26 protein-coding genes are annotated in these 26,231 nt (G+C 42.7%); 1 reads left to right on the top strand and 25 read right to left on the bottom strand.

Annotated features, from left to right (window positions below; genetic code table 11):
• Positions 1-12: 12 nt before the first annotated feature.
• From sdhB to V7Z64_RS01255, 3 genes are read right to left on the bottom strand one after another with little or no spacing between them, the layout of a single operon-like run.
• On the bottom strand, positions 13-774 hold the full coding sequence (sdhB, locus tag V7Z64_RS01265) for a succinate dehydrogenase iron-sulfur subunit (RefSeq protein WP_297987559.1): 762 nt from the start codon (positions 772-774) through the stop codon (positions 13-15).
• A complete protein-coding gene (gene sdhA / locus V7Z64_RS01260; protein ID WP_003396478.1) occupies positions 771-2,531 on the bottom strand; it encodes a succinate dehydrogenase flavoprotein subunit in 1,761 nt (586 codons plus the stop codon). The genes sdhB and sdhA overlap by 4 nt, the downstream gene beginning before the upstream one ends.
• A gap of 27 nt (positions 2,532-2,558) precedes the next feature.
• Complete coding sequence (locus V7Z64_RS01255) at positions 2,559-3,167, bottom strand: succinate dehydrogenase cytochrome b558 subunit (RefSeq protein ID WP_091701412.1); 609 nt, start codon at positions 3,165-3,167, stop codon at positions 2,559-2,561.
• Between the two features lie 283 nt (positions 3,168-3,450).
• Between V7Z64_RS01255 and V7Z64_RS01250 the strand changes: the two genes are divergently transcribed.
• Positions 3,451-3,882: a YslB family protein gene (locus V7Z64_RS01250; protein ID WP_003396482.1), complete on the top strand. Its 432-nt coding sequence runs from the start codon at positions 3,451-3,453 to the stop codon at positions 3,880-3,882.
• Positions 3,883-3,892: 10 nt separating this feature from the next.
• On the opposite strand, the gene uvrC is transcribed toward V7Z64_RS01250, so the two are convergent.
• The 22 genes from uvrC to V7Z64_RS01140 all read right to left on the bottom strand — a co-directional run bounded on the left by uvrC (position 3,893) and on the right by V7Z64_RS01140 (position 26,138).
• The gene (uvrC, locus tag V7Z64_RS01245; RefSeq protein ID WP_297987563.1) at positions 3,893-5,674 is read right to left on the bottom strand and encodes an excinuclease ABC subunit UvrC; all 1,782 of its coding nucleotides are present in this window, start codon (positions 5,672-5,674) and stop codon (positions 3,893-3,895) included.
• Entirely contained in the window at positions 5,667-7,067 is a 1,401-nt protein-coding gene (locus V7Z64_RS01240; protein ID WP_297987566.1) for a nucleoporin-interacting protein, read from the bottom strand. Before V7Z64_RS01240 ends, uvrC begins: the two co-directional genes overlap by 8 nt.
• Before the next feature lie 49 nt (positions 7,068-7,116).
• A complete protein-coding gene (locus tag V7Z64_RS01235; RefSeq protein ID WP_297987570.1) occupies positions 7,117-8,031 on the bottom strand; it encodes an FTR1 family iron permease in 915 nt (304 codons plus the stop codon).
• An 18-nt stretch (positions 8,032-8,049) separates the two neighbouring features.
• Positions 8,050-8,796, bottom strand: a complete 747-nt coding sequence (locus tag V7Z64_RS01230; RefSeq protein ID WP_297987573.1) for a hypothetical protein — start codon at positions 8,794-8,796, stop codon at positions 8,050-8,052.
• A gap of 75 nt (positions 8,797-8,871) precedes the next feature.
• Entirely contained in the window at positions 8,872-9,594 is a 723-nt protein-coding gene (locus tag V7Z64_RS01225) for a glycosyltransferase family 2 protein (RefSeq protein ID WP_297987575.1), read from the bottom strand.
• A complete protein-coding gene (locus V7Z64_RS01220; RefSeq protein ID WP_297987578.1) occupies positions 9,591-11,033 on the bottom strand; it encodes an alkaline phosphatase family protein in 1,443 nt (480 codons plus the stop codon). The genes V7Z64_RS01225 and V7Z64_RS01220 overlap by 4 nt, the downstream gene beginning before the upstream one ends.
• Positions 11,030-11,947 (bottom strand): lysylphosphatidylglycerol synthase transmembrane domain-containing protein, encoded by a 918-nt coding sequence (locus tag V7Z64_RS01215; protein WP_297987580.1) that lies wholly within the window; start codon positions 11,945-11,947, stop codon positions 11,030-11,032. The genes V7Z64_RS01220 and V7Z64_RS01215 overlap by 4 nt, the downstream gene beginning before the upstream one ends.
• Complete coding sequence (locus V7Z64_RS01210) at positions 11,937-12,884, bottom strand: NAD-dependent epimerase/dehydratase family protein (protein WP_297987582.1); 948 nt, start codon at positions 12,882-12,884, stop codon at positions 11,937-11,939. The genes V7Z64_RS01215 and V7Z64_RS01210 overlap by 11 nt, the downstream gene beginning before the upstream one ends.
• 79 nt (positions 12,885-12,963) lie before the next feature.
• Entirely contained in the window at positions 12,964-14,172 is a 1,209-nt protein-coding gene (locus V7Z64_RS01205; protein ID WP_297987584.1) for a hypothetical protein, read from the bottom strand.
• Between the two features lie 125 nt (positions 14,173-14,297).
• Positions 14,298-14,732 (bottom strand): thioredoxin, encoded by a 435-nt coding sequence (trxA, locus tag V7Z64_RS01200; protein WP_297987586.1) that lies wholly within the window; start codon positions 14,730-14,732, stop codon positions 14,298-14,300.
• A 27-nt stretch (positions 14,733-14,759) separates the two neighbouring features.
• The gene (locus V7Z64_RS01195; protein WP_297987588.1) at positions 14,760-15,737 is read right to left on the bottom strand and encodes an electron transfer flavoprotein subunit alpha/FixB family protein; all 978 of its coding nucleotides are present in this window, start codon (positions 15,735-15,737) and stop codon (positions 14,760-14,762) included.
• 16 nt (positions 15,738-15,753) lie between these two features.
• Entirely contained in the window at positions 15,754-16,527 is a 774-nt protein-coding gene (locus V7Z64_RS01190) for an electron transfer flavoprotein subunit beta/FixA family protein (protein WP_297987592.1), read from the bottom strand.
• Between the two features lie 15 nt (positions 16,528-16,542).
• Complete coding sequence (locus V7Z64_RS01185; protein WP_297987594.1) at positions 16,543-17,310, bottom strand: enoyl-CoA hydratase; 768 nt, start codon at positions 17,308-17,310, stop codon at positions 16,543-16,545.
• A 40-nt stretch (positions 17,311-17,350) separates the two neighbouring features.
• Entirely contained in the window at positions 17,351-17,932 is a 582-nt protein-coding gene (locus V7Z64_RS01180; RefSeq protein ID WP_297987596.1) for a TetR/AcrR family transcriptional regulator, read from the bottom strand.
• Between the two features lie 96 nt (positions 17,933-18,028).
• Positions 18,029-19,705, bottom strand: a complete 1,677-nt coding sequence (locus tag V7Z64_RS01175) for a long-chain-fatty-acid--CoA ligase (protein ID WP_297987598.1) — start codon at positions 19,703-19,705, stop codon at positions 18,029-18,031.
• Between the two features lie 193 nt (positions 19,706-19,898).
• Entirely contained in the window at positions 19,899-20,306 is a 408-nt protein-coding gene (locus tag V7Z64_RS01170; protein WP_003396520.1) for a DUF350 domain-containing protein, read from the bottom strand.
• 11 nt (positions 20,307-20,317) lie between these two features.
• Positions 20,318-22,663, bottom strand: coding sequence for an endonuclease MutS2 (locus V7Z64_RS01165; protein ID WP_297987601.1), 2,346 nt, complete (start codon positions 22,661-22,663; stop codon positions 20,318-20,320).
• 18 nt (positions 22,664-22,681) lie between these two features.
• On the bottom strand, positions 22,682-24,391 hold the full coding sequence (gene polX / locus V7Z64_RS01160) for a DNA polymerase/3'-5' exonuclease PolX (RefSeq protein WP_297987603.1): 1,710 nt from the start codon (positions 24,389-24,391) through the stop codon (positions 22,682-22,684).
• Positions 24,392-24,439: 48 nt separating this feature from the next.
• Positions 24,440-24,979: a CvpA family protein gene (locus tag V7Z64_RS01155; protein WP_297987609.1), complete on the bottom strand. Its 540-nt coding sequence runs from the start codon at positions 24,977-24,979 to the stop codon at positions 24,440-24,442.
• Positions 24,972-25,247: a cell division protein ZapA gene (zapA, locus tag V7Z64_RS01150; RefSeq protein ID WP_297987604.1), complete on the bottom strand. Its 276-nt coding sequence runs from the start codon at positions 25,245-25,247 to the stop codon at positions 24,972-24,974. The genes V7Z64_RS01155 and zapA overlap by 8 nt, the downstream gene beginning before the upstream one ends.
• Before the next feature lie 119 nt (positions 25,248-25,366).
• Positions 25,367-25,921, bottom strand: coding sequence for a DUF6036 family nucleotidyltransferase (locus V7Z64_RS01145; RefSeq protein ID WP_297987606.1), 555 nt, complete (start codon positions 25,919-25,921; stop codon positions 25,367-25,369).
• A complete protein-coding gene (locus V7Z64_RS01140) occupies positions 25,908-26,138 on the bottom strand; it encodes a hypothetical protein (protein WP_297987608.1) in 231 nt (76 codons plus the stop codon). Before V7Z64_RS01140 ends, V7Z64_RS01145 begins: the two co-directional genes overlap by 14 nt.
• Positions 26,139-26,231: the final 93 nt, after the last annotated feature.

Raw genomic sequence — 26,231 nt, 5'->3', positions numbered from 1 at the left:
CCGACCTTGTATTTACACTTCATCGCTGCCGAAGAAATTGCGGAACATTTGAATCGTTGCCGCCCGGTTTAATGCCGCAATAGATGTTGTAAGCGGAATACCTTTCGGACAAGATTGCACACAGTTTTGTGAATTTCCGCAGTTCGCTAATCCACCATCTCCCATAATGGCTTCAAGACGCTCCGCTTTATGCATCGCTCCTGTCGGATGTGCGTTAAATAAGCGCACTTGCGAAAGCGGTGCTGGACCGATAAAGTTTGATTTGCTGTTGACGTTTGGACAAGCTTCTAAACATACTCCGCACGTCATACATTTGGACAATTCGTATGCCCATTGGCGTTTACGCTCTGGCATGCGCGGCCCTGGTCCTAAATCGTACGTTCCGTCAATCGGAATCCACGCTTTCACTTTTTTCAACGAATCAAACATGCGGCTGCGATCCACTTGCAAGTCGCGAATGACTGGGAACGTGCGCATCGGTTCTAAACGAATCGGCTGCTCAAGCTGATCAATAAGCGCTGTACACGACTGTCGCGGCTTCCCGTTAATCACCATCGAACACGCACCGCAAACCTCTTCTAAACAGTTCATTTCCCAAGCAACAGGTGTCGTTTTTTCACCTTTTGCATTGACCGAATTACGGCGAATTTCCATGAGCGCCGAAATGATGTTCATATTCGGACGATACGGAATAACAAATTCTTCTTCATAAGGGGCGGTATCCGGACGGTCTTGTCTTGTGACAATGATCCGAATCGTTTTATTTTCGCTCATGATTTCACTTCCCCTTTCTTTTTCGTATAATCGCGCTTGCGTGGTTTAATGAGTGACGTATCCACATCGCGATAATGGAACGATGGACCATCCGGCGTGAAACTTGCCATCGTTGTTTTTAACCATTCTTCGTCATTTCGCTCAGGAAACTCCGGCTTATAGTGCGCCCCGCGGCTTTCGTTGCGGTTGTACGCTCCAAGCGTAATGACGCGAGCTAGCTGCAACATGTTATAAAGCTGGCGCGTAAATGACGCCCCTTGGTTGCTCCATTTGGCTGTGTCGTTAATGTTAATGTTTTTATACCGCTCAAGCAGCTCTTGAATTTTCTCATCTGTTTTTAATAGCTTGTCGTTGTAACGAACGACCGTTACGTTATCTGTCATCCATTCGCCAAGTTCTTTATGCAAGACGTAGGCGTTTTCTGTTCCATCCATCGCCATAATTTGAGCCCATTTTTCTTCTTCTTGTTTTAAGTAACGATCGTATAAAGAAGAAGGCATCGCATCCGCTGACTTTTCAAGCCCCTTCATATATTCAACCGCTTTTGGCCCTGCGACCATACCGCCATAAATAGCGGAGAGCAACGAGTTGGCACCTAGACGGTTTGCTCCGTGCATGGAGAAGTCGCATTCACCCGCGGCAAATAGTCCTTTAATATTCGTCATTTGATCATAGTCAACCCATAATCCACCCATCGAATAGTGGACGGCAGGGAAAATTTTCATTGGAACTTTTCTTGGATCTTCACCCATAAACTTTTCATAAATTTCAATAATGCCGCCTAACTTAATATCGAGTTCTTTCGGATCTTTGTGCGACAAGTCTAAATAAACCATGTTTTCGCCATTAATACCGAGCTTTAAGTCGACGCACACATGGAAAATTTCACGCGTTGCAATATCGCGCGGTACGAGATTTCCGTAAGCCGGATATTTTTCTTCTAAGAAATACCAAGGTTTTCCGTCTTTATACGTCCAAACTCGTCCGCCTTCTCCACGTGCCGATTCACTCATTAAGCGGAGCTTATCATCGCCCGGAATCGCTGTCGGGTGAATTTGAATAAATTCCCCGTTTGCATAATACGCACCTTGTTGATAAACAATCGAAGCGGCTGATCCTGTATTAATGATCGAGTTTGTCGACTTTCCAAAAATGATCCCCGGACCACCTGTTGCCATAATGACTGCATCGGCAGGGAACGCTTTAATCTCCATCGTCGTCAAGTTTTGTGCGACGATACCGCGACAAACTTGTTCATCATCTAAAACTGCGCCTAAAAACTCCCAACCCTCATATTTTGTCACAAGCCCAGCGACTTCGTGACGACGCACTTGCTCATCGAGCGCATAAAGAAGCTGCTGTCCTGTCGTCGCCCCTGCATACGCCGTTCGGTGATGTTGCGTTCCGCCGAAGCGACGGAAATCAAGCAATCCTTCTGGCGTGCGGTTGAACATAACACCCATGCGATCAAGCAAATGGATAATGCCCGGTGCAGCTTCACACATCGCTTTCACCGGAGGCTGATCAGCTAAAAAGTCTCCCCCATACACCGTATCGTCAAAATGTTCCCACGGCGAGTCGCCTTCCCCTTTTGTGTTGACCGCACCGTTAATGCCACCTTGCGCACAAACAGAGTGAGATCGTTTAACGGGAACTAATGAAAACAAATCTACTTTCACGCCTGCTTCGGCAATTTTAATCGTTGCCATTAAGCCGGCAAGACCTCCACCAACAACAATAATTTTTCCTTTACTCATGTCTCCTCACTCCTCCAATGTTGTGGATTAAACGAATGCTAAAATCGCTCGTATACCGACGATCGAAAGCGCGACAAAAATCCCCATTGTCACGTATGTAGAGATTTGCTGTGAACGAGGAGTCACTGTAATGCCCCAGCTAACGAAAAACGACCATAGCCCGTTCGCAAAGTGAAATACTGCAGAAACAATTCCAACGATATAAAATGCAAGCATAAACGGGTTGGCAACGATGTTCGCCATCATGTCATAGTTTACTTCTGCACCAAATGCAGCTTGGACGCGCGTTTCCCATACGTGCCATACAACGAAAATAAGCGTAATAATCCCCGTTAAGCGTTGCAACATAAACATCCAGTTACGGAAATATCCGTAGCGACTTACATTGTTTTGTGCTGTAAATGCGATGTACAGCCCGTAGATGGCATGGAACAATAACGGAAGAAAAATAATGAAAATTTCCAAAAAATAACGAAACGGTAATTGCTCCATAAATGCTGCCGCTTTGTTGAACGCTTCTGCTCCTCTTGTTGCAAAATGGTTAACTACTAAATGCTGCGTTAAAAATAGCCCGACTGGAATGACCCCAAGCAACGAATGAAGTCGACGGTAAAAAAACTCTCGATTTTGTGCCATACATAACCCCCCTTAAAATGATCATCTTTCTTTTCTACGCGCTCCCATCCGCATTTACTAGACAATGATCAATAGAGGTGTAAACACTTCCATTTCCATTGATTATTGTCACATTCATTGTACTCCCACAATGTAGGAGCGTCAAGAAAAGGTGTTCACGAAATGTTCAATCATTTCAAATTTTAAAACAACTATAATTCTAGTGAAATTCGAAATGAAAAAAAGTCAATACTGTTTTTCACGTCATCATTCGATATAATGAAAGATAGAGAGGAGAATGATCGTGAGCGGATATGAACAATGGAAACAAACGAGCATTTCTGCTTTTAGCGACTTTTTATTTCGTCAACAATTACTGCCAAATTTATTTGGAAAAGAAACCCCATTTATTTTGTATTGGGCTGGAAAAGATTTAGCAAGGAAGTATCCGCTAGCTACAATGGATGACGTCATCGCCTTTTTTGAACATGCCGGTTGGGGAAACCTATCGCTGCTTGAGGAGAAAAAGGATAGCTGTGAGTTTCAATTAGATGGGTCGCTTGTCGCCATGCGTTTCGACTACGGTGGAGAATGCACGTTTCAACTCGAGGCTGGCTTTCTTGCTCAACAGTTTGAACAACAAAAAGGATGTGTGACAGAAGCATTCGAACAACAAAAGCGGCGCACAAAAACCGTTTTGTTTACTGTAAAATGGGATCGAAAAGATAAAAGCTGACCGATGATGGTCAGCTTTCATACGTTTGAAGCGTTTCGTAAATTTTTTGAGCAACATGTTTCGGAATGTTTGCTTCTTGCAATTGCTCCACCGTTGCTTCTTTCATTTTTTTGATCGATCCAAAATGTTGCAGCAACGCTTGTTTTCTTTTTGTTCCGACACCCGGAATTTGATCGAGAATCGAATAAAAGGCAGATTTCGATCGCACTTGACGATGAAATGTAATAGCGAAACGATGTACCTCTTCTTGAATACGTTGCAATAAATAAAATTCTTGGCTATTTTTCTCTAGCGAAACAACGCCCGGCGGATCGCCAAATAACAAATGAGATGTTCGATGTTTCTCATCTTTCACTAAACCAGCAACAGGGATCGATAGTCCGAGTTCACACTCGAGCACTTCTTTTGCCGCTTGTATTTGCCCTTTCCCGCCATCGACAATGATTAATTGAGGAAGTGGCAACTGCTCGCGCAACACGCGGATGTACCGTCGGCGAATGACTTCGCGCATTGACTCATAATCATCAGCACCTTGCACGGTTTTTATTTTATATTTCCGATATTCTTTTTTTTCTGGCTTTCCGTCAATAAATGTGACCATGGCCGCTACAGCGTCTGTTCCTTGAATATTTGAGTTGTCAAACGCCTCGATTCGTTGCGGTGTTTGAATGCCTAGCACCTCACCTAAACGCTCAACCGCTCGAATCGTTCGTTGTTCATCCCGCTCAATTAAAAAGAACTTCTCTTGTAGCGCCATTTGTGCATTTTTACATGCTAAATCGACAAGCTCTTTCTTTTTTCCACTCTTCGGTTGCACGACATGCACATGAAGCAAATTCATCGCCATCTCGCCATCAATTTCCCGCGGCAACACAACTTCACGCGGTTTTAAATGGTAATCTTTACTGTAAAACTGTCCTAAAAACGTTAAAAATTCTTCCTCAGCCTCTTGGTATAACGGAAACATCGAAACATTTCGCTCAATCAGCTTTCCTTGGCGCACGAAAAATACTTGTACACACATCCATCCTTTATCGTACGCATATCCAAAAATATCGCGGTCAACAAAATCGTGTAAAATCATTTTTTGTTTTTCCATTAACGATTCAATATACGCAATTTGATCGCGGTATTCTTTTGCTCGTTCGAACTGTAGCTGTTCTGCTGCCTCCATCATCTTTTCCGTCAATTGCTCTTTCACTTCTTTATATCCGCCATTTAAAAAGCGAGTGATCTGCTCGACGATTCGTTTATTTTCTTCGTCTGACACTTCATACTCACATGGCCCTAAACATTGCCCCATGTGATAATATAAACAAACTTTTTTCGGTATTTTTTCGCATTTTCGCAACGGATATAAACGATCGAGCAGTTTTTTCGTTTCGTGTGCCGCATGGGCGTTCGGATACGGACCAAAATATTTTCCTTTATCTTTTTTCACCGTACGCGTAATGATGAGGCGCGGATGTTTCTCCCCTGTAATTTTAATAAACGGGTAGCTTTTGTCATCTTTTAACATGACGTTATATTTCGGATCGTATTTTTTAATTAAATTCATTTCTAAAATGAGCGCCTCTAAATCGGAGGACGTCACGATATATTCGAAATCAGCAATTTCGTTCACTAAACGGAGCGTCTTTCCGTCATGCGTACCGGTAAAATACGAGCGAACACGGTTTTTCAACACTTTTGCCTTCCCGACATAAATAACCGTTCCGTGAACATCTTTCATTAAATAACATCCTGGTTGATCAGGTAAAATCGCTAACTTTTCTTTCAAACGCTCATTCACGTTTTTCCTCCTCTCTCCATTCATATACAGTAATGCGCCCGTACACCGGATCAGATAATATGCTTGATTGATACGTTCGAACTGGACGAATGTATGGACGAACGTCTATTCCTTGCGCTTGAAACCCCTTGACGACATGATTAGTTACATACACTTTCGCATGCGGAAACATCGCTTTCTCCCTTTGGAAAACGTCGAATGAAAAGACGCGTTCATGCGGAAAGGACACACGTAAATATTCGAGCACGCGCGTTTCTTCCCACGTAAACAAAATGAAACGCTCTTCTTTCTGCTCAAAATCATACGCTAACTGATACGTCGCTGGCAACTGCGTCGCTTGGCTCTTGACAGCTTGCACACCTATCACCGTTTGGGAAAAAAGCAAAATGAGCATCATTGTAAGCCTCAAACGGGATAAGGATTGAAGCGTACTCACAAACAAAAAAAATGACATGATGACGACAAGCGGTAATATATGTCTCGGCTTTTCAATATTTTGCGCAAACAGTGCCCAAAGAAAATAAATAAATAAAAGCAAGCGATACAAAGGTGGAACAACTATGCCCTTCCACGTCATAAAAAAGAAAACAATAAAACAGCCTAGTAACCATAACGACTGTTTAGCCATCCCTGTCCATATGATGTTATAAAAAATAAGCGTCATCACTCGCCGCCAAAGCGGCGCTTCGTCCGTTGAGACCGTTCCCCCCCATTGTGTAAAATGACCTGTCGTAAACGAAAGAGCGAGCTGCCAAAATCCAGCTCCTTCCGTTACAGCAACGGCAACGATCCAAACGAATTGAAACATCAATGCCGCCAAACTATATAGCAAGATTTGTTTAAATCGATACTTACGCTTCCACCAAACATACAATATGCCGACAGCAAACGGAATGTATGATAGACGCATGCCGAGCATGACGCTAAATAACAATAGCGGCAAAAGTTGTACACGAATGTGATCCGAGCGAAGTGCGCGTTCTAAACTCCAAACGTACCACCATAAAACAGCGAGCGCACTTCCTTCAGACATCGGTTGCGACACCATGAGCATCACATAACTGAGCGAATGGACAAGGGCAGTAACAACGAGCGCATATGCTTCTTTTCCGTATGTTTTAGCAAGCAAGTAAATCGGAATGGTCGCACTCATCATGAGCAACCCGTTCCAAATCGCAAGTGCTTGGGCGGCATTATCAACGAACAAATGAATAAGCATGCCGCCGAAAATAAAGTACGGATATCCCGGAAAATGCGGTTGCATCGCAAACAAGTCGTATCGATCAAGCGCCAGCGCAAAGTCGACCTCGTCCCATGTTGCAGCAAACGGACTAGCATATACAATATACGTCATATACACAGCAAACAACATCCCCATTGAAACGATTCGCACAATCAGCCCCCCCCCTAAGCAAAAAAGTACAAGGCTCTCCCCTTGTACTTTACATCACTTGTTGTTCAAGCACCTTCTCATTTTTTTCGTTTTTTTCTTCTTTTGTGCCATAACGCGTTTTCACAAGTAAGTAAATAACAACAAAATACCCGATGTATGCTAACACTTCTTCTAACGAAGGCATAGAGGAATAACCAAATAGCGCTTTAAGGAAAATGCCAACATCACCAGAAAGAATAGGTTCTTGACCTGTATCACGCACGAAATGCTCATGGTCGATCGGATGCTCTGGCATAAACCATGTAATATCATAAACGTGCGGCATGACGCTGCCAATAATTTTTAAATCTTGCAACATGGAAATGCCTTGCACAAGCAACCCAGCAGCAATCAAAATAATAAATGCGCCTGTGACTTTGAAAAATGTTTTCAACGGTACGCGCATCGTTCCTTTAAAGAACATATAGCTCACAATTGCGGCTATCGTTAAGCCCGTCACTGCTCCCCATCCCTGAACGACAGCTCCGATGTTACCACCTGTGATAGCAGCGAAGAAAAAGACAGTCTCAACCCCTTCGCGCAACACAACTAAAAACGAATGCATGACCATGCCAAACACGTCGCCTTTTGACACGTATTTGCTCATTTTTCCTTCCATGCTGCTTTTTATATCTTTACTATGCTCCGCCATCCAAAACACCATTTGCGTTAGCAAGATGGAAGAGATGAAAATAATGCCCACTTTTAAATACATTTCACTAGCCATCGTTGAGAAACCGGTAAGCACGACTTGAAACAATAAAGCAACGAGCGCGCTAGCAAAAACGGCTAACCCAGCGCCCAACCAAACATATTTCACATAGCGCGATTGATCAATACGCTTTAAATACGATGTAATAATCCCAACAATTAATAAAGCTTCTAACGCCTCGCGAAACGTAATGAGCAGTGCTTGAACTTCCAACGCGTCCGTCCCCTTTCTTTACTTCCGTTTTCTCATAGCATACAGCACAACAGCTACAATGAAGCCGGCAATAACAAGAAGTGGAATCCAGTTTTTCACATCAGACAAATCCGTCCATTCTCTCTTTTTTGCCGCAGCTAATCGATCTAAGTCTTCTTCCGTAAAATGCCCTGTCTCTACGCTCTCTAATTCAAACTGATCTTGAAGAGCCTGTAAAATCGTTTGCTTACTTTCTTTAAATTGATCGATATTAGACTCCTTTTTCCCGACTCCAAACAACCCCGGATTTCCGAGTGATTGAAGGGCGAGATCAAACTGTTGTTTTAATTTTTCGTCCAGTTGTGCATCTTTTTGTTGTACAATTGGAGAAAGTGCTTTATATGTAGCAAAAGCTTTCGCCAACAAACGTTTGCTTGTATCGTAGTTATCAAAGTTTTTTTCGACGTTTTGTAAACGGCGGGCAACGTTTAACACAAGCACTTTTTGCATTGCCGAAACAATGGTGTCAGCATCTTCGTTCTCGATCGCTTCTAAAATGAGCGCTGACGGCTCTGGTCCCATGTGCATATCAATTTCTTTTTGGACCGTTTCATAAATCGCTTTCACTTCATCAAACTTGTTCTCTTGCACTTTCGCTACCATCTCTTTATACGCTTCCGCTACTGCTTCTTCGTTCGGGTCACCGTACGAATAAGCGAATGAGGATGTAGGTGCTAAAGTAAAAATGAATACGATGCATAAACAGAAAAGTAATATTTTTTTCAATCCGATCTCCTCCTCCGATGATAATGATAATAATTATCATATTGATTGTCAAGAAAAAATGCTAGAGATCGTTCTCTAGCGGTGTTGAGCGGAACGAATGTACTTTCGTTTCACAGGCCGGCGCATTTCTTTTACGATCGCAGGGAGAACGTGTTTCATATACGCCGTAAATTTAATAAACGATTGTCCTGTCGTCCTCACTTGATATACAATGGGCACTTCTTTTAATCGAAATCCTTTGCGAACTAAATTTAACGTTAACACTTGCGCATAATTATAATCGTGAATAATTTCTGCTTCCTCCATCGCTTGTCGAGAAAATGCTCGCATTCCTGATTGTCCGTCATAAATCCATGTTTTTAATAATAGCGATTGGATGAGCGTAAACATATAATTTCCCATTCGGCGATGCCATTTCATTCCATGAATCGTCCCTAAAAAGCGCGATCCCATCGTATAATCAGCTTCCCCACGTAAAATAGGCATGACAAGATCCGGTATTTGCTCTGGTGGATATTCATTATCTGCATCAATCATCACGCCAATATCCGCCCCAAGTTCAACGCATTGTTGCAAGCCGGTGCGTACAGCTGCACCTAACCCTCGGTTTCGCTCATGTCGATAGATGAAATCCGCCCCAGCTTCCTTTGCGACGTAAGCTGTACGATCGGTTGATCCGTCATCAACAACAAGTACGTATACGTCGATATTCGGCTCAATATGCCTCGGGATGCGACGGATAACTTCTCCGACCGCTTCCTCCTCATTGTGTGCTGGCAAAAATACAATTACCTTCATTTTCTCCCTTCTTTCTTTATCGCTTCGGTTAATACTGGTCCGCGGCTATGACTTGGATATGGCGCTCCTAACAAATAAGCGATCGTCGGCGCAAGGGAAACGAGGCTATGTTTATCATCAATCCGTTTTCCTTTTTCAATAACCGGGCCATACATGAAAAACGGCACGTATCGTTCCCCTTCATCTAAGTGGCCGTGGCCACCAATTCCGTCTGCTTGTCCATGATCAGCGCAAACGATGAGCGTCGTATTCTCCATTTTCCCTTGTTTTTGTAGCCACTCAACGTATTCCCGAATAAGCGCATCAGCTTCCTCGATTTTTTGTACGTATTCATCGTAATGCACACCACGGCTATGTCCTGTTTGATCTGTTCCAATGAGCTGAATGACAAATAAGTGTAAATCTTGTTCGGTCATGATTTGTTTTGCCCGCTCTATAATGTTGCGATCTGCCACATCATTATGCATGACAGCTGTTACTGTTTCGACATCATTTCCTAGGGAATCGACAAGATGAGCGATGCCGAGTACTTTTCCTTTTTTCCCGACCTTTCGAAGTGAGTCAAAAATACTTTCAACGCGTATACCTAGCTTCCATACCATATTTGAGCGAATGCCGTGCTCAAACGGATACGTTCCTGTGAGCATCGACGTGAAGCAGACGACCGTTCGGGCTGGGTATACTGTTTCCATCTGTGTAAAATCTGTTCCGCTTGCACGCATTGACTTTAAAAATGGAGCGTTCGCTTGTTCAAAACGATCTTTTCTCATCCCATCAATAACGATAACAATGACACGATCACTTAACGGTTCGTGATTTGGCGGCACATTGTTCGTATAGTGATCGATGACTTTCGGTTTCCAATCAAATAAATATCGGTGCAACAGAAATGACCATGCGAAAACAAACATATAAAACACACTAAGTGACGGTACATGTACGCTATGCTGCACGCCATATTCCCATACAGAAAGAAGCAACAACACTTTCGGCAACTGCTCTTGCGCATTTCCGCTCGTCGAATCGCTGTTTTTTAACACTAATTTCCAGAAACGAGTAAAATTCAACCATGTCGTTCCAATTCGTAAATGGTAATACAACGTTCCCCAAAAGAAAACGGTGAAAAAGAAATAAAGACTAACCGCAAGCAAAAGTAAGCTTGTCGGAACGAACGACCAAACGACTAAAAAAAGCACATAAGGAACCCATAAATAATTACGTAAAAATAACGGATAGTCATATACGTAGTATAGTACAAAAAGAGGAACAGTAAGTAAAAAACTACTGAACCATCGCTTCGTTTCCCCTAACGTGACGCCGTCAGACAAATGGAAAATAAGCATCGTTCCTACGACAAAAATCGGAGTAAACGGTTTCCCTTCATTCAACAAATTCCAACATCTTGCGGCGATCTTTTCAATTTTCGACGCTTTTTTCACGCTTCCCTCTCCTTTCGAACGAATGACCATAACGTCGGGATACGCCACCACACATATACCCCAACGACGTAAGAAAATAAAAATTTAAACAAATGGGTTACTAACGCAAGTGCATAAGCTTGTTCCCAATTGGAGTGAATGCGCGTTAACGCAAATGCCATCACCGCTTCATACGTTGCTAATCCCCCTGGTGTCATTTGAAATACTTGTCCACCAACCGCCATGCTATTAACCCACAGCGCTTCCGCAAACGAAAGAGGAAAAGCAACCATTTTGGCCATTTCAAACAGCACAACAGCTTCACATACCCAACTCAATACGACAGAAACGAAAATAGGTACGAAGCGTCGGCTATGATATACCATGTTCCAATGTTGCTTATGTTCTTGAAGCCATGACGGGAACATGCGTATAAGCACAACGAACACGACGGACGCACCGCCAACGATAAGGGGAAAAATAAGAAACGAGCTTGTCATCGTATGCATATAAACAATTGCTCCAAATGAAGCAAACAAAAACAAAACGAGCAAATCAAGGAGACGCAACACAACGACAGATTGAGCGACAATAGGGAATGGCATGCGCTCTTTTGTTGCACACACCCCTATGCGCGCAACGTCCCCAATTTTTATCGGGGAAATGTGATTCATAAATAAACTTGCAAATAAGCCGTCTAGGCACGTTTGAAAACGAGCATAGGGCAAATACCAACGCCATGCTAGCGCTCGAAAAACGAAAGCAAGTCCATACATCGTTACCATATAACCCGTACGCCACGGCTGCGCAACAAGCTTGTGCATAAGACTAAACAACAGTTCGGTATCAAAATGTTGAATAGTCATCCATATAAATGCCGCAATAAATAAAAGACTAATGAGCCGTATCACTATTTTCAGTTTTTTATTTTTCATATTGCTTCGCCCATTCGATCGTTTTCGCTAATCCTTCACGGAACGATGTGCGCGGCATATATCCAATTTCTTCTTTTGCCTTTGTGATGTCCGCCCACGTTGCTACGACATCACCAAGCCGCGGCGTTTCATAATGAACACGCATATACGGAAAATGTGTACATAGCTCAGCAAGCAGTTGTTTCATCGTGATCGGTTGGCCAGCACCGAGATTAAACACATCGCTGTTTCCTTTTCGTTCTAACGCCCGAATCATTCCGTCTACAATGTCATCAATAAACGTATAATCGCGGGCTGTATGATCGCCATATACTGTAATCGGTTCATCTCGCAACAATTTCCGAATAAATGTGCTAATCGCCATATCCGGTCGTCCCCATGGGCCGTATACAGTGAAGTAGCGAAAAATCGTCACCATATAGCCGTATATATGTGCATAGGCATAGCAAAACGACTCTGCGCTATATTTCGCCGCGGCATAAGGGGAAATGACGTGCCCGTTTGCCATATTTTCTTTTAGCGGCTGACATGATTGATTGCCATATACAGAAGAAGAAGAAGCAAACAATACGTGCTGTACCCCCACTTCTCCAGCTGCTTGCAATACGTTTACCGTTCCTTTTACATCGTAATCAATATATGTGAGCGGATCCGTTAACGATGGCTGTACGCCGGGTAGCGCAGCCAAATGAAAGACAACATCCGGTTGGTGCTCGAAAAAAATGTGTTTCAACGCATCAAGCTGAAGAATATCTACGTTATAAAAATGAAAAAAACCGACATCTTTCATTTGTTGAAGCTGTCGTTGTTTCCGACACGTTGAATAGTATGGATGAAAATTGTCGATGACGATCAGCTCATGTCCAAGCTCAAGCAATCTCTTCCCTAAATGACTACCGATGAATCCTGCTCCACCTGTAATACATGTTTTTTTCATTTATTTAACTCCCTTATCGTTTATGCGCTACTATTGTATCACAACAAAAAAGCCGCGTGTTATGCGCGGCCTTTTTACTTTATTGAACAATAGCACTTACAGCGTCAAGCACAGCTTTACTATGCTGAGCAGCTTCGTCCTTTTTGTTTTCTGCGATCGCGTTATACCATTTTTCTGCTGTCGCAAACACTTCCGCTGCCTTCTGCTCACCTAATTTTGCTTTGACATCTAACTCGATCGCCTTTAAAAACATATTTCCTTCTAATGCTTTCACTTTCGCTTCCACAATATTGTTTTCATCTAATTGCGCTGGTGCTTTCTCATGATAGCCTTTCATTTTGCCAAACAATGCTTTCGCATATAATGCACTTACTTCACTTGCTTGAATATTTTTGTAGTCGTTATTTAATGACAAAATTTCATCTAAACGTGCTGCAGCGGCTTCATCCCCTTCAGATAAAGAGCCTTTGATCGCTTGGAAAAAGCCCCACGCTTCTGCCTGCTGACCTTTTAGTTCATCTTCCGGCTTGCCTTCTTTTACACCCGCTTCAATTTTCTCAGCGTATGATTTAGATGCCAAGTAGTAACTACGATAAATTGATTTGTCCGTCAACTGAATGTACACTTTAAAATCGTCTACGTTGTTTGCTTTTAATGCTTCTTCTTGAGCTGCTAAACCAGCGTTAATGCTTTGCTCAAGGCTAGATTCTCCCGTCAATTGATAATATTCATCACGCTTCATTGCTGTTGGAACGAAAACTTCTGCCGCGAGCAACTTAATTTGTTCAAACAACGTTGTTGCTTTTTGCTGATCGCCAGCTTCAAGTGCAGCGACAACGTCTTTTTGTAGTTTCTTTTGTAATTGGTAAAAATATGATTGCGTCACTTTATCTACAATTTGACGTGCTGGATGAACGTTTAACTCCCCGCTTTTTCCGCCTTGAATGGCTGCTTCAACCGTTTGAGCAAACGTCCCATCTAGTTCGTTCATCGGTTTTTGCAACTGCTCTGTATATGTTTTTTCTACAATGCTCCAGTCGACAGGCTGTCCTTCCTTCGCCTTGTCTGTTTCTGTTTTCATTGCTTTGTAAGCATCAAGGAGAGCTTGAACGTTTACTTGCTCTTCCGCTTGCTCCGCTTCAGCAGGCTGTTGCTCCTCTTTTTGCTCTTCTACTTTCGTTTCTTCTTTCTTCTCCGTCGTCTCTGTCTTCTCCTGACCGCAACCAGCAAGCACACCTCCTGCTAATAAAAACATAGCAAATACAGCTTTTAGTTGACGTTTTTTCATTGCGTATGTATCCCCCTTTTTGATAACGATTATCATTAACCGTTATCATTATAGAGGAGAACGATTTTCAATGTCAATGATTTTTTTAAAAAAAAGACCTCGGCATATGATCCGAGGTCGATAAATTATAAATGTTTGCTTAGAAGACCGACAAGCGATTCTTTCGGTTGGAAACCGACTGTTTTATCAACGACTTCACCGTTTTTAAAAACAAATAGTGTTGGAATGCTCATCACACCGTATTTTCCTGCAGTTTCAGGGTTATCATCAACGTTTACTTTTACAATTTTTACTTTGTCACCGAGCTCACGATCTACTTCTTCTAATACAGGTGCAATCATTTTGCAAGGTCCGCACCATGGAGCCCAAAAATCTACGAGCACAACACCATCTTTTACCTCATTTACAAAAGTTGAGTCTGTTGCATTTACAATTGCCATTTGTTCATTCCTCCTCACATATTTCAATGCCATGCACATAGTATACCATTGAACGTATTCATCACGCCAATGATTTGCTTCGCTTCTACTATTTCCATCCCACGAAAAAATATGCCGCAAAGAAAAGGCAAAGCATGATGCTCTGCCTTATGCATGTACTTTTATTTTTTTAAATTCTTCAATTAAAAGCGGAACGACTTCGAATAAATCACCGACAATTCCGTAGTCTGCCACTTTAAAAATGTTAGCTTCTGGGTCTTTATTAATCGCTACAATGACTTTTGAGTTCGACATTCCTGCTAAATGTTGAATAGCTCCTGAAATGCCGCATGCGATATATAAATCTGGCGTAACGACTTTTCCTGTTTGACCAATTTGAAGCGAATAATCACAATATCCTGCATCACAAGCCCCACGTGATGCTCCGACTGCACCACCAAGCACACGCGCTAACTCTTTTAACGGTTCAAATCCTTCGGCACTTTTCACGCCTCGACCGCCTGCAACAATGACTTTCGCTTCAGATAAATCGACGCCTTCAGCTGTTTTACGTACAACTTCACGGACGATCGTACGCAAATCTTTAATTTCTACATGAACAGCGCCGACATCACCTGTACGACTTTCGTCTTTTTCAAGCGGAGCGATGTTGTTCGGACGAACGGTAACAAACATTAAACCGTCTGTAACAATTTTCTTTTCAAATGCTTTACCAGAATAAATAGGTCTTGTAAAGACGATATTCCCCCCTGTTTCTTCGACAGCGACGACATCAGAAACGAGCCCAGATTGCCATTTAGCCGCAAGTTTCGGAGATAAATCTTTGCCGAGTGCAGTATGTCCAAATACAATTCCTTCTGGCTTCTCTTGCTCGACAACAGCTTGCAGCGCCTGGGCATAGCCATCTGGCGTATATGTCGCTAACTTTTCATGTTCAACGACAACAACACGATCTGCGCCGTAAGCAATGAGTTCGTTAGCTAACGAGCGAACGCTCGCTCCGACAACGACAGCAACAACTTCTCCACCTTCAGCGATCGTCTTTGCAGCTGCAATCGCTTCAAATGATACGTTACGCAACGCTCCATCGCGCACTTCTGCTAATGTTAATACTTTTCTTGCCATAATCCTCATCCCCCTATTAAATGACTTTCGCTTCTGTATGAAGCAGTGAAACGAGTTCTTTTACTTGGTCGGCCATATCTCCTTGCAAAATTTTTCCCGCTTCTTTTTTCGGTGGTAAAAAGATTTCAATCGTTTTCGTTTTCGCCTCTACATCGTCTTCTTCCAAATCTAAATCATCGAGCTCTAACTCTTCAAGCGGCTTCTTTTTCGCCTTCATAATGCCCGGTAATGACGGATAACGCGGCTCATTTAAACCTTGTTGTGCCGTCACTAATAGCGGTAACGATGCTTCAATAACTTCCTCGTCCCCTTCAACATCGCGCACGACCTTTACATTCGTTCCATCAATTTCTAACTTCGTAATGGTCGTCACATATGGGATGCCTAACAATTCAGCAACACGCGGACCAACTTGACCAGAGCCACCGTCAATCGCTACATTCCCGGCTAAAATTAAATCAGCTTCTTTATCTTTTAAATATTGTGCAAGCACTTTTGCTGTTGTATATTGATCACGATGTTCTACGTCGTCTTCAATGTTAATGAGCACTGCCTTATCTGCCCCCATCGCAAGCGCAGTACGAAGCTCTTTTTCCGCATCTTCGTTGCCAATTGTGACAACTGTTACTTCTCCACCGTGTTGGTCACGTACTTGAATGGCTTCTTCAATCGCATATTCATCGTACGGATTAATAATAAACTCCGCTCCTTCTTCATTTACTTTTCCGTTTTGAATGACAATTTTCTCTTCCGTATCAAACGTACGTTTCATTAATACGAAAATGTTCATGCTTCTCTCCCCCTTTTATTTTCCTCGAAACTGTGGTGTTCGTTTTTCGATAAATGCTGTAACGCCTTCTTTTGCATCATCAGTCACAAACACTTGCCCAAAGAGTTGCGCCTCTTTTTCCACACATTCATGGAACGACTTTGTTCGCGCTTCATTCACAAGTTGCAACACCGCTTGGACGGAAATCGGGCTCTTTTGGGCAATTTTTTGTGCGATTTGTTTCGCTGTATCGAGCAACTGTTCTTCTGGCACTGCTTTGTTCGCTAATCCCCATTGTACAGCTTCAACCCCTGTGATCGGCTCGCTTGTCCACATCATTTCGAGCGCCTTCGCCATACCGACGTGACGCAATAAGCGTTGCGTTCCAGCAAATCCCGGTATAATACCAAGCTGCAACTCTGGCAAACCGAGTTTGGCGTTTTCCGCTACAATACGTAGATGGCAACTCATAACCAACTCGAGTCCTCCACCGAGGGCAGCACCGTGAATCGCTGCAATAATTGGTTTCGGAAATTGTTCAACTTTTTCCATTACTTGTTGGCCGGCACGAGCAAGTTCCGCTGCTTGTTCACTCGCTTCAATCGCTGTAAACTCTTTAATATCCGCACCAGCTGAGAAAAATCTTCCTTCCCCATGAAGAATAATGACACGTACTTGATCGTCTTCTTTTAGAGTATCAAGTCGTTCTGAAAGCTCTTTCAAAACAGAAGATGCCAATGCATTCGCTGGCGGTCGGTGAAGTGTCAACACCGCGACATGCCCCTCTTGTTGAACGGAAAACATGATTCCCCCTCCTTCATGTATGTCGGAAGGTTGTTGCGCTTTATGCACAACAACCTTTCGTTAACAGTTGATGAACCGGCTTCGCTAAGGCGACGAGATCGTATTTTTGCTCATTCATTACCCATGTCGTCACCATTTCGTCAATCGTCCCAAAAATCATTTGGCGTGCAAGCCTCACATTTAGATCTGAACGAAATTCCCCTTTATCAATGCCCTCTTGCACGATGTAATCAACGACTTTTAAATACCGTTTCAAAATTTCATTAATTTTCAGACGTAGTGATTTATTCGACTGGCGAAGCTCTAGTTGAGTAACAATGGCTAGATGTGGATCTGCCGCTAGCATTTCAAAATGCTTTTGAATCAACAAGAACAATTTCTCCGATGGGCTCGAAATTCCTTCTATTTCTTCTTCAATTTTTTCAATAAAGTAGCCCATTTTTTCTTGGAACAATGAGATTAAAATATCTTCTTTATTTTTAAAATACAAGTAAATTGTACCATCAGCTACACCTGCTTGCTTTGCGATTTTCGATACTTGCGCTTGATGGTAGCCGTTTTCAGCAATGACAATCACAGCTGCATCAATAATTTGTTTAAACTTTGGTTTGTCACGTTTCAACTTTGCATTCTCCCTTTCAAAAATATGAATGAACAATCATTCATATTTTTATTTTAAAGAGAGGTAAAAAGCGTGTCAAGAAAAAACGTCCGAACGTTATTTTTGCTTTTCTTTTTCTTCTTCGACGAGCGCACGTCGCAATATTTTTCCTACAGCTGTTTTTGGCAGCTCTTTTCTAAACTCATAAATGCGCGGCACTTTATACGCTGCCAATTTACTTCTCATAAATTGGTCAAGCTCTTCTTCGGTGCATGTCTCTCCTTCCTTGAGCACAACAAACGCTTTTACCGTCTCGCCACGATAAGCATCTGGCACACCGATGACGACAGCTTCTTGCACTTTTGGATGCTCATATAATACTTCTTCTACTTCACGCGGATATACGTTGTAGCCACTGGCAATAATCATATCTTTTTTTCGATCTACAACAAAGAAATACCCTTCTTCGTTCATATAACCTAGGTCTCCTGTATATAACCAACCGTCACGAAGCGTAGCGGCAGTTTCTTCCGGACGATTCCAATACCCTTTCATGATTTGTGGTCCGCGAACGACAATTTCACCAATTTCATTCACATTGGCTCGTTCTCCTGTCTCTAATGACACGATCATCGCCTCTGTATCTGGCCAAGGCACCCCAATACTTCCTTTAATTCGTTTTCCATCCCAAATGAAATTAGAATGCGTCACGGGAGAGGCTTCAGTTAGACCGTATCCTTCAATAATTTTTCCACCTGTCACGGCTTCAAATTGCTCTTGTACCTCAACCGGAAGAGGGGCTGAACCGCTAATGCATATTTTAATGGACGATAAATTATATTTCTTTAAATTTGGATGATTCAATAGCGCGATATAGATGGTCGGCGCCCCAGGGAATAATGTCGGTTTTTGCTTTTCGATCGTTTTTAACGTCGTTTCCACATCAAACTTCGGCAATAAAATCATTTTATATCCTTCCATAATGGATAAGTTCATGACAGCTGTCATCCCATATACGTGGAAAAATGGGAGCACACCGAGAATCGATTCGTTACCACGCTCGCATTTGTACATCCATTTCGTACACATAAACGTGTTTGCTGTTAAGTTGTAATGTGTTAACATAGCAGCTTTCGGAAAACCGGTCGTTCCGCCAGTATATTGGAGGAGGGCAACATCTTCCACCGGGTTCACGTCTGTCTCTATCACTTCACCAGTTGCAAGAGACAATGCCTTCGTAAATAAGTGGCAGCCCCCTTCATGTTTGACGCGTACAATCATCCCTGTTTGCTTCTTTTGAACGAGTGGATACAATACATTTTTCGGAAAAGGTAAATAATCTTTTATGCTCGTTATGATCATATGTTTCATTTTTGTATGCGCTTTCACTTTCATGATGCGCGGATAGAGCAAATCGAGAGCAATAATGATTTTTGCACCACTGTCATTTAACTGATATTCTAACTCTCGCTCCGTGTATAACGGGTTCGTTTGAACAACGATGCCACCAGCAAACAAAACAGCATAATAGCTGATGACCGCCTGCGGGCAATTCGGCAACATAATGGACACGCGATCCCCTTTTTGTAACCCGAGCTGTTGCAAATATGAGGCTAGCTTGATCGCCTGCTCATATATTTCTTTATATGTCAGCTCCTTCCCTAAAAAGTGAATAGCCGTTTTGTGCGGAAACTGTTCCGCCGCTTCCCTCAAAAATTGTTGCAACGGCTTGCGCGGATAATCAATGGAATGAGGAACTTGTTGAGGATATAACGCTAGCCATGGCTTCTCCATATCGTTTCCCCCTTTGTTATAAGATTATTTATATTTTATAATATTTTCAGAAATTTTTGTATCAAAAAATAAGGAAAGGATGTCTCTTGACACCCTTTTATGCGAAAAACATCAAGTATATGATACCAACAAGCAAAAATACACCGCACAATACGAGCAATACTTTCGCTAGTGTTTCCATTTTTTTCTCCTCTCAACGTATACTTGCCCCGATTACAAACGATAAACCGATCGAGATGATCATAGAAATAAATCCTACCGCTCGGTTGTCGTTAGCAATTTCATCATCAATGTTAAACTTCGGCGTTAAAAATTCGTAAATGAAATAGCCAATAAGTAGTAAAACAAAACCATAAACTCCCCATCCGATCATCGTTAAAAGCGAATCGTGATGGTCAATCGCGTAACGGAAAATGTTTGCAATGCCAAATATTTTCCCCCCGGTCGCCATCGCTACTGCCATATTTCCTTTTTTAATTTCTTCCCAATTTTTATATTTCGTCACAAGTTCAAAAATAGCTAAAAATAAAACTAAACATAAAATAACAACGCTAAAATTCGCAGCAATATGAATCATTTCATTTTCCCAAAAAGCGCCCATAGTTCCTCCTGTTATTTTAATTCGACGATGGTGACGCCTGTTCCCCCTTCAGTCGCCTCACCAAAACGAATGCTTTTTACTGAGCGATGGTTTTGTAAATATTGTTGTACCCCTTTCCGAAGCGCGCCTGTTCCCTTTCCGTGAATAATAGAGACGCGTGGATACCCAGCAAGAACCGCATCATCAATATACTTTTCGACACGTAAGAGCGCATCTTCATACCGCTCGCCTCGCAAATCCAACTCCAACGGAACGTAATGATCTCGTCCTTTAATTGTCGCCACCGGCTTCGTTTCGATCGGCGTCGGACTGCTTACGTACTGCAAGTTCTCTTCGTCCACTTTCATTTTTAAAATGCCGATTTGAACGATCCATTCTTTATCCGATACTTTTTCAATAAGCTGTCCTTTTTGATTTAGGTGAATGACTTTCACTTCATCACCTGGATGTAAAGGATGGTTAAGTTTTTGTACAGTTTTTTTCTTTTTTGTGTTCAGTTGTGGAATCGCTTCTTCTAACTTTTTACGTGCATGAATAAGTTCGTGTTCTTTTAAGACAGCCGCTTGTTGTTTTTGCATATCGCGCAAATGTTGAATGACTTCGTCCGCTGTTTTCATCGCTTTTTTTACAATTTCTTCAGCTTGCTCTTTCGCTTTTTCCAACAAGCGATCGCGCTGTTCATTCAGCTCGTTCCACTGCCTTTCTAGCTCGTTTCTCAATTGCTCTGCTTCGTGACGGAGCCGTTCAGCCTTCTCCCATTCTTCCTCAGCCCGCTTCTTGCTCTGTTCTAGGGAAGCAATCATATTTTCAACTTCATTGCTTTCCGCGCTAATGTACGTGCGGGCACGCGCAATAATATGCTCATCTAATCCGAGGCGACGAGAAATGTCGAGCGCATTGCTTCGTCCTGGAATGCCGATCAATAGTTTATACGTTGGACTTAACGTTTCGATGTCAAATTCGACACTTGCATTCATCACACCTCGGCGATTGTAACCGTATGCTTTTAATTCCGGATAGTGCGTTGTCGCTACGACGCGCGCTCCCAAGTTGTGCACTTCGTCTAAAATGGCAATCGCTAACGCAGCACCTTCTTGCGGATCTGTTCCTGCTCCGAGCTCGTCAAACAAAACGAGGCTATGCTCGTCCACTTGTTTTAAAATGTCAACGATATTGACCATATGTGACGAAAACGTACTTAAACTTTGTTCAATCGACTGTTCGTCTCCAATGTCAGCATATACGGCACGGAATACAGATAGTTCTGACCCGTCCAGCGCCGGAACTTGTAGACCTGCTTGCGCCATAATCGTAAATAAGCCAATCGTTTTTAAAGTGACCGTTTTTCCCCCTGTATTCGGTCCTGTAATGACCATCGTCGTGTAATCGCTTCCTAATTCAATATCATTTGGGACAACTTGATCGGGCGCAATGAGCGGATGGCGTGCTTGAATGAGACGAATATATCCACGCTCGTTCATTATCGGTTTTGTTGCTTTAATCGCCTTTGCATATTTTGCTTTCGCAAACAAAAAGTCAAGCTGCGCAAGCACTTCAACGTTTTCCATAATTGTTGACGCCGACTCGCCAACAAAAGCAGACAATTCGCTTAAAATGCGCTCCATTTCTTGCTTTTCTTTCATGCGCAATTGTTGCAGTTCATTGTTTAATTCAACAACGGACTGCGGTTCAATGAACAACGTTGCGCCAGATGATGATTGATCATGTACAATGCCGCCGTACGTATGGCGATATTCTTGCTTTACTGGAATGACGTAGCGATCGTTGCGAATAGTGATAATCGCATCCGATAATGTTTTTTGCGCAGATGATGAGCGAATAATGCTCTCTAGCTTATCGCGCACTCTCCCTTCAATCGCACGCAACTGTTGGCGCAACGAACGAAGGCGGTCGCTTGCCTCGTCAAGTATTTCTCCGCCTTCATCAATACAGCGGTATATATGTTGCTCAAGTTCAATTAGAGGAACGATTTGCTCGGCATATGCCATCATATACGTAAGTTCTGCCTCTGTTCCTTCTAAAAACTTTTTTAATTGTCTTGCCGCCCGCATCGTGCTTGCAACATCAAGCAGTTCATGTGGGCTTAGCACCCCTCCGATACGTGCGCGCTTCGTTTGCGGCCGCACATCAAATATGCCGCCGAGCGGCACGTGACCACGTAAACGGAGAACGGTCGCCGCTTCGTCCGTTTCTTCTTGCCACCGCACTACTTCTTCAAAGCGTGATGATGGCTTAAGCGCTTCGACTTTCTCCTTTCCTAATAAGGATGATACATATGAAGCAAGCTGTGCTTTCACTTTATCAAACTCAACAATGTGTAACGTTTTTAAATGCACTGTCAACCCTCCAGCTGTTCATTTTCGCAAAAAAGACTTCAACTGTTCAATATCCCACGTATTAATAACTGTTTCTTTTCGAATCCAACCTTTGCGCGCAAATGCAACCCCGAGCTTCATATCATCGAGCATACGAACGTTGTGCGCATCCGTATTAATGGCGATTTTCACACCAAGCTGTTGCGCCTTTTGTAAATAGGCATACGTTAAATCGAGACGGCGTGGATTCGCATTCAGTTCTAGCACCGTATTTGTTTCTTTCGCAAGCTGAAGCAATTCGTCTATATTTACATCGTATCCGCTTCGTTCACCAATTAATCGTCCAGTCGGATGAGCAATCATATGCACATACGGATTCAAAAGCGCTTCTTTTAATCGTTTCATGATCGTTTCTTGCGGCTGCGAAAAAGCAGAATGAATGGATGCGATAACAAAGTCTACCGTTTGTAGTACATCATCTGAAAAATCTAACGTACCGTCCGGTAAAATATCCATTTCAATACCAGATAAAATAACAAAGTCATCATATGTTTCGTTCAAGCGTGCAATTTCTTCTTGTTGCCGCTTCAGTCGTTCAACCGTTAACCCATTCGCAACTTTCAAAAACTGCGAATGATCCGTAACCGCCATATAGCGATACCCTTTTTGGCGGCATGCTTCCGCCATTTGTTGAATCGAAAACGCCCCATCGCTCCACGTCGTATGCACATGCAAATCGCCACGTATATCGGATAAAGAAATGAGCGGTGTTCCGTCGTACGCATCGACTTCTTTCCCACTCTCCCGCATTTCCGGTGGAATAAACGGCAAATGAAAGTAAGCAAAAAATTGCTTTTCCGTTTCAAACGTTTTCACTTCGCCTGTTTGCACGTTTTCTACGCCATACTCGCTAATTTTTTCCCCCCGCTCTTTTGCCAACTGGCGCATGCGAACGTTATGATCTTTCGAACCAGTAAAATGATGAAGTGTCGTCGCAAAATGTTTGGGGGAAACGAGGCGGAAATCAACATTGACGATGTAATCGTATTGCAGCTGTAGCGATACTTTCGTTTCACCGTTTGCGACAACGTCATGAATGCGTTCTAGCTGCAACAGTTGCGTCCGAACGAGAACATCATCTGTCGTGGCGATAATAAAGTCTAAATCTTTTATCGTCTCACATACACGCCGCAAGCTCCCTGCCCTTGAAAAGCGCTCAATGCCGTTCATGTTCTCAAGCTGTCGTTCGATATCGGCGGCCACTTCAAGCATAAAAGCAATCGGTAACCGTTCAGGGCGCGCGTCCATATGAGCGAGCGCAGCTAAAATGTTTTTCTCTGTTTTTGCACCAAAACCACTTAACTGCCGCACACGCTGGGCTAAACAAGCTTCTTTTAACGTTTCTATATCGGTCACGCCTAGCTCATGATACAGTTTGGCAATTTTTTTGCCGCCCAGTCCCGGCAATTTTAAAAGTGGAAATAGCCCTTCTGGAATTTCTTTTTTCAACTGTTCAAGTACATCGCTCGTTCCCGCCTGTAACCATTGTTGCAACACAGTAGCCGTTCCTTTTCCGATACCAGCAATGGACGTAAAATCACCAATGTCGGTCAAAGCACGTTCATCACGTTCTAGCGCTGAAGCTGCTTTACGAAAAGCTGACACTTTAAATGGATTTTCTCCTTTTATTTCCATGTATAAAGCGATCGTTTCAAGCAAACGAATCGCTTCTTTTTTGCTTTTTTCCATTTGATCCCCTTCCTTTTGACGAAAAAACTTCTCGCAAACGGAGAAGTTTTACGCCATGTATTGCACGAGCATCTGTTTGACGAAACTCGACAAAATCGGTGTATGTTTGACGATCAAACTTGCGATGAATGAGTCGCGAAGCGGTTGTTGAATCGCAGAAACAGGAACGAGCGCACTGACATATAAAAGCACGAATACAAGCAAATATACTTCAACAAAGCCAAGCGCTCCGCCAGCCCAACGGTTTACACTTTTTAAAAGCGGCAACTGAGCAACAAAATCTAGCATGGAACCGATGATTTGCATCACTATTTTCGTCACCAAAAACAACATCGCGAACGCAATCGCACGATAGTATGCTTCATCTAAGTTAGTGCTTTCGATGAGCAATTTCATCGTCTCACCGTCTCCAAAGCTTGGATATGGCACCCATAACTTCAGCCTTGGAGCTAGTTCGGCATAATATTTATATGCAACGATAAACGCAATCAAAAAGCCTGTCATATGAATGAACTGCAAAATAAATCCTCGTTTCAACCCGATCATTAGCCCCATAAGAAGGATGAAACAAATGAGCAAATCAATCATCGCTGTCATCATCCTTTTCTTTATTCATTTTTCTCAAAAGACGTTCGTATTCATCTTTTAGTTTAATATATTCATGAACGATATTCACAGCCGTTAGTACAGCAAGCTTGCTCGTATCAAGCGTTGGATTTTTTGCGCTAATTTCACGCATTTTATCGTCGACAATTGACGCAACGAGACGAATATGGCTTGAGCTTTCGGTGCCAACGATCGAATATTGTTGTCCGTATATATCTACGACCACACGTGTTTTTTTTTGATCCGTCAAACGAGTTCCCCCATTCAGCCGATCTCCCATTTCGGCAAAATTCTACCTTTTATCTTACCACGAGTTGCCGATCACTGAAAAGAGATATGAAATAAGAGCGGGCATGACCCCGCTCTTATTTATAGCCATTTCTTTAATTGTTTGATCGTTCCGTCTTTTTCAGCTACATGCTCCATATATGTGAAATGCAATCGCTCTTTATGAAGAAGAAACATCCTTCTTGCCCATTCACAATCGGAGCTTGATTTCCAATGTACGCAAGCTCGCAAACGGTCTAGTATAATATCTTCAATTCCAATGACATAAACAGACAACCCATCTTCTAGCATCAACTCAATCACTTTATCATCATCAGCATCTTCCAACATATCATTTGGAATTTCAACACTAACAAACAATTCATCATGATACCAATGTCTTCCCGATGGAGTAAAACCAAGTTGAGTGAGCAATTGTCCTGCTTTCTCACGATCACTAACAATTAAGTCAATATCTACGGTCGTATAATCGCCGCGCGTATATATTTCCACAGCAAGCCCCCCAACAATAATCGGGCGTATACGGTACGGCTCTAACAGCTTAGTTAAAATGGCTGTAACTTGAACCATTTTTTCAAAAGATGTTTTCGTTCGAAGGAATTGTAGCTTTTCTTTCGCCTCTTTAATCGAATTCATAATACCACACTCGTTCGCCCAAATATCGAATTTTTCCTTCTTGTTCAGCTTTTTTCCATCGTTTTATACATAGTTCATCTAATATACGCATTTCTTCTTTGTCGCGTGGGCGCAAACGCACACGTTGTTTTCTTCCGGCTGCTAATATTTCTCGCTCGACGCTTCCTTTGCGGGAAAAAATCCATTCATTTAGTTGTGACATCATCATTTTTTCCATTTTATTTCACTCCAACGACTATTTTTTTACATTATATCACCCGTGGTGCTAGTTGAGCGCTAGCGCTCAACTAGCCCGAGTGTGACAAGCGAA

This window comes from Anoxybacillus sp. (assembly GCF_036834105.1).
Lineage (GTDB): Bacteria > Bacillota > Bacilli > Bacillales > Anoxybacillaceae > Anoxybacillus.
This window is presented reverse-complemented; position numbering and strand designations above follow the sequence as displayed.

Excerpts from the sequence above, each read along its gene's own strand:
- V7Z64_RS01215 (WP_297987580.1), bottom strand. The coding sequence starts at position 11,947 with ATGAAAAATAAAAAACTGAAAATAGTGATACGGCTCATTAGTCTTTTA.
- V7Z64_RS01255 (WP_091701412.1), bottom strand. The coding sequence starts at position 3,167 with ATGGCACAAAATCGAGAGTTTTTTTACCGTCGACTTCATTCGTTGCTT.
- V7Z64_RS01140 (WP_297987608.1), bottom strand. The coding sequence starts at position 26,138 with ATGGAAAAAATGATGATGTCACAACTAAATGAATGGATTTTTTCCCGC.
- V7Z64_RS01155 (WP_297987609.1), bottom strand. The coding sequence starts at position 24,979 with ATGATTGATTTGCTCATTTGTTTCATCCTTCTTATGGGGCTAATGATC.
- V7Z64_RS01185 (WP_297987594.1), bottom strand. The coding sequence starts at position 17,310 with ATGTTTTCCGTTCAACAAGAGGGGCATGTCGCGGTGTTGACACTTCAC.
- V7Z64_RS01205 (WP_297987584.1), bottom strand. The coding sequence starts at position 14,172 with ATGAAAAAACGTCAACTAAAAGCTGTATTTGCTATGTTTTTATTAGCA.
- polX (WP_297987603.1), bottom strand. The coding sequence starts at position 24,391 with ATGGAAAAAAGCAAAAAAGAAGCGATTCGTTTGCTTGAAACGATCGCT.
- V7Z64_RS01195 (WP_297987588.1), bottom strand. The coding sequence starts at position 15,737 with ATGGCAAGAAAAGTATTAACATTAGCAGAAGTGCGCGATGGAGCGTTG.
- V7Z64_RS01175 (WP_297987598.1), bottom strand. The coding sequence starts at position 19,705 with ATGGAGAAGCCATGGCTAGCGTTATATCCTCAACAAGTTCCTCATTCC.
- V7Z64_RS01170 (WP_003396520.1), bottom strand. The coding sequence starts at position 20,306 with ATGGGCGCTTTTTGGGAAAATGAAATGATTCATATTGCTGCGAATTTT.
- sdhA (WP_003396478.1), bottom strand. The coding sequence starts at position 2,531 with ATGAGTAAAGGAAAAATTATTGTTGTTGGTGGAGGTCTTGCCGGCTTA.
- sdhB (WP_297987559.1), bottom strand. The coding sequence starts at position 774 with ATGAGCGAAAATAAAACGATTCGGATCATTGTCACAAGACAAGACCGT.
- V7Z64_RS01145 (WP_297987606.1), bottom strand. The coding sequence starts at position 25,921 with ATGAATTCGATTAAAGAGGCGAAAGAAAAGCTACAATTCCTTCGAACG.
- V7Z64_RS01225 (WP_297987575.1), bottom strand. The coding sequence starts at position 9,594 with ATGAAGGTAATTGTATTTTTGCCAGCACACAATGAGGAGGAAGCGGTC.
- V7Z64_RS01190 (WP_297987592.1), bottom strand. The coding sequence starts at position 16,527 with ATGAACATTTTCGTATTAATGAAACGTACGTTTGATACGGAAGAGAAA.
- V7Z64_RS01210 (WP_297987582.1), bottom strand. The coding sequence starts at position 12,884 with ATGAAAAAAACATGTATTACAGGTGGAGCAGGATTCATCGGTAGTCAT.